This window comes from Sphingopyxis sp. MG, from assembly GCF_002953155.1.
In the GTDB taxonomy this organism is placed as follows: domain Bacteria; phylum Pseudomonadota; class Alphaproteobacteria; order Sphingomonadales; family Sphingomonadaceae; genus Sphingopyxis; species Sphingopyxis granuli.
The window spans coordinates 4145822-4155153 of sequence record NZ_CP026381.1 but is presented as its reverse complement, the minus strand read 5'-3'; the positions used below and the strand labels follow the sequence as shown (position 1 = coordinate 4155153).

The window sequence follows — 9332 nt, the reverse complement described above, 5'->3', positions numbered from 1 at the left end:
GATCAGGCGATCGCGTTCACGCTCTTGGTCAGGCGCGAATATTTGCGCGCGACCGTGTTCTTGTGCAGCACGCCCTTGGCGACGCCGCGCGCCATTTCGGGCTGCGCCACCTTGAGCGCAGCCTGAGCCGCGTCCTTGTCGCCCGCAGCGACGGCGGCTTCGACCTTCTTCACCAGCGTGCGGATGCGCGAAACGCGGTTCTTGTTGACGCTGGCGCGCGCCTGGTTCCGGCGGATGCGCTTCTTTGCCTGCGGCGTATTGGCCATAAATTCCTCAAACTTCCAATCGGTTCAACGGTCGGAGCACAGCCGAAAGCGGAGCAGCCGAATCGCGCGGGTGCGGCGAATCAATGTCCGGATGCGGCCGGTTCCGGAAGACCGGACCCTGCTCGAAGGGTGCGCCCATAGCCATGAAGGGCGCCCCGGTCAATGCTCTTCGCGGGAAAAGACCGCATCAGCGCTGGCATTTCGGGCAATGAAAGGTCGACCGGCCGCTCTGCACGATGCGCGCGATCGTGCCGCCGCATTCGCATCGCTCGCCCTCGCGCCCATAGACGCGCCAGTCCTTCGCGAAATAACCGAGATCGCCTTCGGGGCTCAGGAAATCGCGCAGCGTCGAGCCGCCCGCCGCGATGGCGGCGAGGAGCACCGCCTTGATCGCGGGCACGAGCGCGGCGAGCTTCGCCTTGGGTACGTCGGCCGCGGCGCGCGTCGGCGCGATCCGCGCCATGTTGAGCGCCTCGCAGACATAGATGTTGCCGAGCCCGGCGACGACCGTCTGGTCGAGCAGCATCGCCTTGATCGGCGCCCGGCGCCCCGCGAGCGCCTTGGCGAGATAAGCGGCGTCAAACGCGTCGGACAGCGGTTCCGGGCCCAGCGTGACGAAGGCCGGAAAGCGCGTCAGCGGGTCGCCCGCCACCAGGTCGACCGAACCGAACCGGCGCGGATCGTGAAGGAACAACCGCTGCCCCGCACCGGTTTCGAGGAGCAGATGGTCGTGCTTGCCCGCCTCGCCGCCCTCGGTGCGCCAGCGTCCGGACATGCCGAGATGGAAGATCATGTGGTCGTCGCGATCGGTCGACACGATGCCGTATTTGGCGCGCCGCGACAGCCCCGTCACCGTCGCGCCGGTCAGCCGCTGCGCGAGGTCGGCCGGGAAGGGGCGGCGCAGGTCGGGACGAAAGGTCGTCACCGTCGACAGCTGCTGCCCTTCGAGGAAGGGCGCCAGACCGCGGACGGTGGTTTCGACTTCGGGAAGTTCGGGCATTTCCTCCGCGCGGTAACTGGCATTTGCGCGGGCGGCAAGGCCCGGCTAAAGGCCGGTCAGACTTCTCTCCCCCATCCCGCAAAGGCGCGACTCCATGGCTACGCCCGACACCGTCAGCTTCGGTTACGAACAGGTTCCAGCGGGCCGGAAGACCGCAATGGTCGGCGAGGTGTTCAGCCGCGTCGCGCGCAAATACGACATCATGAACGACGCGATGTCAGGCGGTCTCCACCGGTTGTGGAAGGACCGCTTCGTGCGCCGCGTCAAGCCGCGCGCCGGCGAGGCGATCCTCGACATGGCGGGGGGTACCGGCGACATCGCCTTTCGCATGGAGCCGTCGGGCGCCAGCATCACCGTCGCCGACATCAATCCCGATATGCTGGCCGTCGGCATGGAGCGCGCGGCGGCGCGCGGCATCGACAGCCTCGTATGGAGCGAGCAGAACGCCGAAAGCCTGTCCTTTCCCGACCGCTTCTTCGACGCCTATACGATCGCCTTCGGCATCCGCAACGTCACCGACATTCCCGCCGCGCTCGCCGAGGCGCACCGCGTGCTGCGCTATGGCGGGCGCTTCTTCTGCCTCGAATTCTCGACCAACGAATGGCCGGGCTTCGCGCAGGCCTATGACGCCTATTCGCACCATCTGGTGCCGCGGCTCGGCAAGCTGATCGCCGACGACGAAGACAGCTATCGCTATCTGATCGAATCGATTCGCCGCTTTCCGCCGATGCCCGCCTTCGCGCAGATGATTCGCGATGCGGGCTTTACCGCGGTGAAGGTCGAACCGATCCTCGGCGGCCTCGTCGCGATCCACAGCGGGTGGAAGGCGTGAGAAGCGGGCCAACTTTCTCCCCTCCCGCTTGCGGGAGGGGTCGAGGGAGGGCCTGTTTCACAGCGCGCGACCTCGACATCCCCTCCCCTGACCCCTCCCGCAAGCGGGAGGGGAACAGATAATGACCCGCCCCGTCACCCATATCCTGCGCCTGCTCAAATGGGGGCGCATCCTGGCGCGCCACGGCGCGCTGCGCGGAATCGAGAGTGCGCCGACGACGCCGGCCGGCGTCAAACGTCTTTGCCGCATCGCACGGCTCGGCACGATCCAGCCGAAGGTGCCCGACTATGCCGCCGCCTTCCAGGCGATCGGCCCCGCCGCGGTCAAGCTGGGGCAGACGCTCGCGACACGCCCCGACCTCGTCGGCGAAGAGGCGGCGCGCAACCTGCTGACGCTTCAGGACGCGCTGGCGCCGGTCGGCTTCGACGCGATCCGCCGCGAGATCGAGACGGCGTTCGAGGCGCCGCTGGACAGCCTTTATTCCGAATTCGATCCCGATCCGGTCGGATCGGCCTCGATCGCGCAGGTGCACCGGGCGGTGACCATCGACGGCCGCCAGGTCGCGGTCAAGGTCCGCCGCCCCGGCATCGACAAGCAGTTCGCGCGCGATATCGAAACCTATGAATGGGCGGCCGCGCATCTCGAGGCATTCGGGGGCGAAGCGGCGCGGCTGCGCCCGCGACAGGTGATCGCCAATTTCCGCCGCTGGACGCTGCGCGAACTCGACCTGCGGCGCGAGGCGGCGTCGGCGTCCGAACTCGCCGACGCGATGGCGGCGGTGCCGACCTATCAGGTGCCGGCGATCGACTGGGACCGCACGGCGACGCGCGTGATGACGCTCGACTGGATCGACGGCATCAAGATTTCGCACCGCGACGCCCTGATCGCCGCCGGGCACGATATGGAGGCGCTGGCCGCGAATCTCGTCCACGCCTTCCTGCGCCAGGCGATCGCCGAGGGTTTCTTCCACGCCGACATGCACCAGGGCAATTTGTTCGTGAAGGCGGACGGGACGATCGCCGCGGTCGATTTCGGCATCATGGGGCGGATCAACCGCCAGGCGCGCTACTGGCTCGCCGAAATCCTCTATGGGCTGACCACGGGCAATTACCGCCGCGTCGCCGAAATCCATTTCGAGGCGCAATATGTGCCCGCCTATCACAGCGTCGAGGAGTTCGCGACGGCCCTGCGCGCGGTGGGCGAGCCGATGCGCGGCAAGCCGGTGAGCGAGCTGTCGGTCGGGCAGATGCTCGACGGGCTGTTCGCGATCACGCGCGATTTCGACATGCAGACGCAGCCGCACCTGCTGTTGCTCCAAAAGACGATGGTGATGGTCGAGGGCGTCGCGACGATGCTCGATCCCAAAATCAACATGTGGGACGTCTCCGGCCCCTTCGTGAAGGAATGGATCCGCGACGAGCTGGGGCCGGAGGCGGCGCTGGCCGACGGCATCCGCGAACAGGGCCGGACGCTGGCGCTGATCCCCGACATCATCCGCCGTCTCGACGACCAGCTTCCGCGCAAGGGCGCCGCCCCGCCCGCCCCGCCGCTGCCCGACATTCCGCTGATGTGGGAACGGAACGGCAAGCGCGTCGGCTGGCGCTACGCGCTGACCGCGCTGGCGGGCGCGGCGGTGGGCGCGGGCGCGCTGCACTGGCTGGGTTGAAGCAGGTCCGATATGCGCATATCTTATGCGCAAAGGAGATGGCGATGAATCGGCCCGCGCGCTTCGAAGGCCCCAAGAAAGCCACCAACGTGTCGCTGAGCGCCGAGCTGGTCGAAGAGGCCAGGCGGCTGGGAATCAATGTCAGCGAAGCGTGCCAGACCGGACTCGCCGCCGAGGTGAAGAAGGCGCGCGAAGCCGCGTGGAAGGAAGAGAATCGCGCCGCAATCGAAAGCTGGAACGACTATATCCGCGAAAATGGCATGCCGTATGACCAATATCGGCAGTTTTGATGGCACGCTACGATGTCTATCCGGGGTCGCGAGGATTGGGTTTCCTGCTCGATTGCCAAAGCGATCTGCTCGATGATCTGGTCACGCGTGTCGTCGTTCCGCTTATGCCTGTCGCTGGATTCGACCCGGTGCCGCGTCTCAACCCCGTCTTTGCCATAAACGGCGCACGACTGGTCATGGCGACCCAGTTGATCTTCGCCATACCGCGCGAGCGGCTTCAGCGGCCGGTGGCCAATCTGGAGAGCGAGCATTTTACCATCGTCGGCGCACTCGACGTACTTCTGACGGGATATTGAACGATGGCCGCGAAGCGCATCCTGCTGATCGTCGGCGGCGGCATCGCCGCTTACAAGAGCATCGAACTCGTGCGCCTGCTGCGGAAGGCGGGGCATGGCGTGCGCTGTGTCCTCACCCGCGCCGGCGAGCAGTTCGTGACCCCGCTGACGCTCGCCGCGCTCAGCGAGGACAAGGTCTATACCAGCCTCTTCGACCTGAAGGACGAGGTCGAGATGGGGCATATCCAGCTCAGTCGGCAGGCCGACCTGGTCGTCGTCGCGCCGGCGACCGCCGATCTGCTGGCCAGGATGGCGACGGGCGTCGCCGACGATCTGGCGACGACGCTGCTGCTCGCCACCGACAAGCCGGTGCTTGCCGCGCCCGCGATGAACGTGCGCATGTGGCTGCACCCCGCGACGCAGCGCAACGTCGCAACGCTGCGCCGCGACGGGGTGACGATCCTCGATCCCGACGAGGGCGAGATGGCGTGCGGCGAATATGGGCCGGGCCGGCTTCCCGAGCCAGCCGCGATCATGGAAGCCATCGACGCGGCGCTTCTTTCCTCGCCCGCCGGCGGGACAGGAGGCATCGACGGCCAGCCCGACTTCGCCCCCGCGAACCACCGTCCGCTGTTCGGCCGCCGTATCCTGATCACCGCGGGACCGACGCACGAGCCGATCGACCCGGTGCGCTACATCGCCAACCGGTCGAGCGGCAAGCAGGGGTTCGCGATCGCCGCCGCCGCCGCCGAGGCGGGGGCCGAGGTGCTGCTGATCGCGGGGCCGGTGCCGCTGCCCACCCCGCCGGGCGTGATTCGCATCGATGTCGAGACCGCGCGCGAGATGGCGGCCGAGGTCGAGGCGGGCCTGCCCGCCGACGCCGCGATCATGGTCGCGGCGGTCGCCGACTGGCGCGCCGCCGATACTTCGGCGCAAAAGATCAAGAAGGACGGCAGCGGCCGCGTTCCGCCGCTCGCACTGGCCGAGAATCCCGACATCCTCGCCAGCCTCGCGACGAGCCCGCGGCGCCCCCCGCTGCTGGTCGGCTTCGCGGCGGAGACCAACGACGTGATCGCTCACGCCGAGGCCAAGCTCGCCCGCAAGGGCTGCGACTGGATCGTCGCCAACGACGTCGCCGCCGACCCGATGGGCGGCGAGACGAACCGCGTTCACATCGTCGGCAAGAACGGCGTGGACAGTTGGGAGAGATTGCCCAAGGAGGCGGTCGCCCGCAAATTGATGGAAAAGATCGCCGATGAGCTCGACACCCGCATTCCCCTTCCCCACGATTGAGATCGCCATCCAGCGCCTGCCCAACGGCGGCGGCCTGCCGCTGCCCGCTTATGCCAGCGCGGGCGCGGCGGGGATGGACGTCGTCGCCGCCGAGACGCTGACGCTGCGTCCGAGCACGCGCCACGCCGTCGCGACCGGCTTCGCGATGGCGATTCCCGCGGGATACGAGGTGCAGGTGCGCCCGCGTTCGGGGCTCGCGCTCAAGCACGGCATCACCTGCCTCAACACGCCGGGAACGATCGACAGCGATTATCGCGGTGAGGTGAAGGTGATCCTCGCCAACCTGTCCGACGAGCCGTTCGAGGTGAAGCGCGGCGACCGCATCGCTCAACTTGTCCCGGCCCCCGTCCAGCGCGCGGCCTTTGCCGAGGTCGAGTCGCTCGACGAGACCGCGCGCGGCGCGGGCGGCTTCGGGTCGACCGGCATCGCGGGCGCCGCGGGCGACGAGCCGAAGCCGCGCGACGTCGGGTCGCTGTCCGCGATGAAGATGCGGCGTCCGGGCGACTGATCTCTTGCTGTCCGACGCCGAACTCGACCGCTACGCGCGCCAGATCATCGTGCCGCAGTTCGGCGGCGCGGGCCAGGCGAAGCTGAAGGATGCGCATGTCGCGCTGATCGGCGCGGGCGGGATCGGCTGCCCCGCCGCCGCCTATCTGGCCGCGGCGGGCGTGGGCCGGCTGACCATCATCGACCATGACCATGTCGAACTGTCGAACCTCCACCGCCAGCCGCTGTTCACCGACGCCGACATCGGCGCCCCCAAGGCCGAGTGCGCCGCCCGGGCCGCGCGGCGGATCAACCCGCATGTCGAGGCGGTGCCGGCGGTCGAGCGGCTCGGCGCGGACAATGCGGAGACGCTGCTGGCGGGCGCGAGCCTGATCCTCGACGGCTGCGACAATTTCGCCACCCGGCTCGCGGTCAACCGCACCGCGGTCACGCGGCATATCCCCTTGCTCAGCGCCGCGATCGGGGCGTTCGACGGGCAGGTCGCGCTCTATGAGGGATGGCGCGCCGACAGCCCCTGCTACGCCTGCCTGGTCGGCGACGACCCTGACCGCCCCGGCATCAACTGCGCCGAGCAGGGCGTGATGGGCGCGCTGCCGGGCATGATCGGGACGATGGCGGCGCTCGAGGCGGTGCGCGCGCTGACCGGCTGGGGACGGCCGCTGACCGGCCGACTGGCGATCGTCGACATGCTCGACCGGCGCTGGCGCGAGGTCGCGGTCGCCAAGGACCCGGATTGCCCGACATGCCGGGGCTGAGCATCATCGTGGCGGCCGACGACGCGCGGCGCCTTTATGCCGCGCTCGAAACGGCGATGGCGTCGGCGGCGCTCGGGCGGCCTGCACGCCTGTTCCTGCAGGGCGATGCGGCGGCCCTGCTGCGCGCGCCCGTGCATTTCGCCGGCGACGCGCCGCGCCGTGCCGCGGGCCAGCCGACGCTCGCGCAGATGGTCGAGGAAGCGGCCGCGATGGACGTCGCGCTGATCGTCTGCCAGTCGGGGCTGGCGCTGACCGGCACCGCCGCGGGCGAACTGGTGTCGCAAGCACAGGCGGGCGGACTCGTCAGCTTCCTCGCCGGGCTGGGGCCGGAGGATTCGCTGGTCGTTTACTGACGCACTTCGTCATTACCACCCCGGACCCGATCGGCACATATGTCCTTCAGGCAAGCAAGGCGCTGTTCCCCGACGAAAGCCGGGGCCCAGATGGCACAGCACTGCCCCACGTGGACCCCGGCTTTCGCCGGGGAAAGGTTATTTGTCGAAAAGGAATAATTGCCGACCCGATGCGCCGTCGGGCGATGACGAGACCATTCGATGTCGTCACATGCCCTATGGATTCTTGCACACCCTGATCGCGTCGGGGCGCGGACGCTGGCCGCTGGGGACGAAGCGCGCGAGATAACCGCCGGCGTGCTGCTTATCGTTGTAGGAGAGCAGCTTGTAGCCGACCGCCTGGAATTCGCAGACGAGCAGACGGAACGGGGTGCCGTGCTGCGCGATCGGCCGGTCGCCGTCGACGACGATCACCTGCCCGTTCCGGCGCAGCGCCGGGCGCAATCGCCAGAGGAAGGCGTAGGGTTCGCCGATCTCGTGATACATGTGCACCATGAACACGCGGTCGAAGCTGGCGGCGGGAAGCCGCGGATCGTCGACCGCGCCGAGTTTCAGCGAGACATTGTCGAGCCGTTCGCGCGCGACGCGATCGGCGAGCCGCTCGATCACCTCGGGCTGGATATCCTGCGCGAGGACGCGGCCGCCGGGGCCGACCCGCTGGGCGAGGCGGACGGTATAATAGCCGTCGCCCGCGCCGATGTCGGCGACCGTCATGCCGGGACGGACGTCGGCCGAATCCATGACGTCCTCTGCCTCGTTGACGCGGTCGCGCGCTTCCTCGGTCGACCATTTGGTCGAGGTGATCGGCGCGACGGGGCGGTCGGCGGGCGGAAATTCGCGCGCGGTCTCGACGCGGTCGCTATCGTCGCTCCACGGCGCGTCGCAGCCGGCGAGCGCCAGCGGCGCGGCGAGCAGCGCCAGCGCGGCGGCCGCCGGGCGGACGCCCGCGAAGGCCATCAGTCGATGTCCTCCACCTCGACCGTCTCGCCCGTCACCTTCTGCGACAGCGCCGCCGCCATGAACGGATCGAGCGCCCCGTCGAGCACGTCCTGCGGCGCGGTCGAGGTGACGCCGGTGCGCAGGTCCTTCACCAGCTGATAGGGCTGGAGGACATAGGAACGGATCTGGTGCCCCCAGCCGATCTCGGTCTTCGCCTGATATTCGCCCGACGCTTCGGCCTCGCGCTTCTGCAACTCGGCTTCGTAGAGGCGCGCCTTCAGCATGTTCATCGCGGTCGCGCGGTTCTTGTGCTGCGACCGGTCGATCTGCGAGGCGACGATGATGCCGGTCGGCACGTGGGTGATGCGCACCGCCGAATCGGTCGTGTTGACGTGCTGGCCGCCCGCTCCGCTCGCGCGGTAGGTATCGATCTTGAGGTCGCTTTCCTTGATCTCGATCTCGATATTGTCGTCGATCACCGGATACACCCAGACGCTGGAGAAGCTGGTGTGGCGGCGCGCCGAGCTGTCGTAGGGCGAGATGCGGACGAGCCGGTGGACGCCGCTTTCGGTCTTGGCGTAGCCATAGGCGTTCTCGCCCTTGACCAGCATCGTCGCCGACTTGATGCCCGCCTGCTCGCCGGCCTGATATTCGATCAGTTCGACCTTCATGCCGCGCTTCTCGGCCCAGCGCATGTACATGCGCTGCAGCATCTCGGCCCAGTCCTGGCTTTCGGTGCCGCCGGCGCCCGCATGCACCTCGATATAGCAGTCATAGCCGTCGGCTTCGCCCGCCAGCAGCGCCCGGACCTTGTCCTCCTCGGCGCGCGCGGCCAGCGCGGCGAGGCTGGCGACCGCATCGTCAACCAGCGCGTCGTCGCCCTCGGCCTCGGCCAGTTCGATCAGCTCGGCGGTGTCGGCCATCTCGGTCTCGATCGCGCGCGTCGCGCCGATCGCCTCGTCGAGGCGGCGACGCTCGCGCATCACCTCCTGCGCCGCCTTGGGGTTGTCCCACAGCGTCGGGTCCTCGACCTTCGCATTGAGTTCGTCGAGACGGCGCAGCGCGCGGTCCCAGTCGAGAAAGCGGCGCACCAGCGCGAGCGCGGCGTTGATCGTGTCGATATGGTCCTGCGCTTCGGCGCGCATGGTCTTGCTCC

11 protein-coding genes and 1 pseudogene are annotated in these 9332 nt (G+C 68.5%); 8 read left to right on the top strand and 4 right to left on the bottom strand.

From position 1 onward, the window contains the following. Positions 1-2: 2 nt before the first annotated feature. Together rpsT and mutM are read right to left on the bottom strand one after the other, a co-directional pair. Positions 3-266 (bottom strand): 30S ribosomal protein S20, encoded by a 264-nt coding sequence (rpsT, locus tag C3E99_RS19135; protein ID WP_067112560.1) that lies wholly within the window; start codon positions 264-266, stop codon positions 3-5. A gap of 187 nt (positions 267-453) precedes the next feature. Next, positions 454-1266, bottom strand: coding sequence for a bifunctional DNA-formamidopyrimidine glycosylase/DNA-(apurinic or apyrimidinic site) lyase (gene mutM / locus C3E99_RS19130; RefSeq protein ID WP_076073548.1), 813 nt, complete (start codon positions 1264-1266; stop codon positions 454-456). A 94-nt stretch (positions 1267-1360) separates the two neighbouring features. Between mutM and C3E99_RS19125 the strand changes: the two genes are divergently transcribed. The 8 genes and pseudogenes from C3E99_RS19125 (at position 1361) to C3E99_RS19085 (ending at position 7237) form a co-directional block, all read left to right on the top strand. Next, positions 1361-2098 carry a class I SAM-dependent methyltransferase gene (locus tag C3E99_RS19125; RefSeq protein WP_076073546.1) on the top strand — a complete coding sequence of 246 codons (738 nt, stop codon included), beginning with the start codon at positions 1361-1363 and terminating at the stop codon, positions 2096-2098. 121 nt (positions 2099-2219) lie between these two features. Further along, on the top strand, positions 2220-3764 hold the full coding sequence (ubiB, locus tag C3E99_RS19115; protein WP_104960268.1) for a 2-polyprenylphenol 6-hydroxylase: 1545 nt from the start codon (positions 2220-2222) through the stop codon (positions 3762-3764). Positions 3765-3808: 44 nt separating this feature from the next. Continuing rightward, positions 3809-4054, top strand: coding sequence for a type II toxin-antitoxin system CcdA family antitoxin (locus C3E99_RS19110; RefSeq protein ID WP_076077465.1), 246 nt, complete (start codon positions 3809-3811; stop codon positions 4052-4054). Continuing rightward, on the top strand, positions 4054-4350 hold the full coding sequence (locus tag C3E99_RS19105) for a CcdB family protein (protein WP_067112079.1): 297 nt from the start codon (positions 4054-4056) through the stop codon (positions 4348-4350). Before C3E99_RS19110 ends, C3E99_RS19105 begins: the two co-directional genes overlap by 1 nt. A gap of 3 nt (positions 4351-4353) precedes the next feature. Then, positions 4354-5622: a bifunctional phosphopantothenoylcysteine decarboxylase/phosphopantothenate--cysteine ligase CoaBC gene (gene coaBC, locus C3E99_RS19100; RefSeq protein WP_076073542.1), complete on the top strand. Its 1269-nt coding sequence runs from the start codon at positions 4354-4356 to the stop codon at positions 5620-5622. After that, positions 5585-6046: pseudogene (dut, locus tag C3E99_RS19095) on the top strand (dUTP diphosphatase); the annotation flags it as partial. The gene coaBC and the pseudogene dut, both read left to right, overlap by 38 nt. Before the next feature lie 88 nt (positions 6047-6134). Then, complete coding sequence (locus C3E99_RS19090) at positions 6135-6884, top strand: HesA/MoeB/ThiF family protein (protein ID WP_104960267.1); 750 nt, start codon at positions 6135-6137, stop codon at positions 6882-6884. After that, positions 6872-7237, top strand: a complete 366-nt coding sequence (locus C3E99_RS19085; protein ID WP_067112067.1) for a DsrE family protein — start codon at positions 6872-6874, stop codon at positions 7235-7237. The genes C3E99_RS19090 and C3E99_RS19085 overlap by 13 nt, the downstream gene beginning before the upstream one ends. Before the next feature lie 216 nt (positions 7238-7453). Here C3E99_RS19085 and C3E99_RS19080 read toward each other — a convergent pair whose 3' ends face one another. Beyond that, positions 7454-8194: a class I SAM-dependent methyltransferase gene (locus C3E99_RS19080; protein WP_067112064.1), complete on the bottom strand. Its 741-nt coding sequence runs from the start codon at positions 8192-8194 to the stop codon at positions 7454-7456. Then, complete coding sequence (gene prfB / locus C3E99_RS19075; RefSeq protein ID WP_067112061.1) at positions 8194-9321, bottom strand: peptide chain release factor 2; 1128 nt, start codon at positions 9319-9321, stop codon at positions 8194-8196. Before prfB ends, C3E99_RS19080 begins: the two co-directional genes overlap by 1 nt. Positions 9322-9332 lie beyond the last annotated feature (11 nt).

Excerpts from the sequence above, each read along its gene's own strand:
- rpsT (WP_067112560.1), bottom strand. The coding sequence starts at position 266 with ATGGCCAATACGCCGCAGGCAAAGAAGCGCATCCGCCGGAACCAGGCG.
- mutM (WP_076073548.1), bottom strand. The coding sequence starts at position 1,266 with ATGCCCGAACTTCCCGAAGTCGAAACCACCGTCCGCGGTCTGGCGCCC.
- C3E99_RS19125 (WP_076073546.1), top strand. The coding sequence starts at position 1,361 with ATGGCTACGCCCGACACCGTCAGCTTCGGTTACGAACAGGTTCCAGCG.
- ubiB (WP_104960268.1), top strand. The coding sequence starts at position 2,220 with ATGACCCGCCCCGTCACCCATATCCTGCGCCTGCTCAAATGGGGGCGC.
- C3E99_RS19110 (WP_076077465.1), top strand. The coding sequence starts at position 3,809 with ATGAATCGGCCCGCGCGCTTCGAAGGCCCCAAGAAAGCCACCAACGTG.
- C3E99_RS19105 (WP_067112079.1), top strand. The coding sequence starts at position 4,054 with ATGGCACGCTACGATGTCTATCCGGGGTCGCGAGGATTGGGTTTCCTG.
- coaBC (WP_076073542.1), top strand. The coding sequence starts at position 4,354 with ATGGCCGCGAAGCGCATCCTGCTGATCGTCGGCGGCGGCATCGCCGCT.
- C3E99_RS19085 (WP_067112067.1), top strand. The coding sequence starts at position 6,872 with ATGCCGGGGCTGAGCATCATCGTGGCGGCCGACGACGCGCGGCGCCTT.
- C3E99_RS19080 (WP_067112064.1), bottom strand. The coding sequence starts at position 8,194 with ATGGCCTTCGCGGGCGTCCGCCCGGCGGCCGCCGCGCTGGCGCTGCTC.
- prfB (WP_067112061.1), bottom strand. The coding sequence starts at position 9,321 with ATGCGCGCCGAAGCGCAGGACCATATCGACACGATCAACGCCGCGCTC.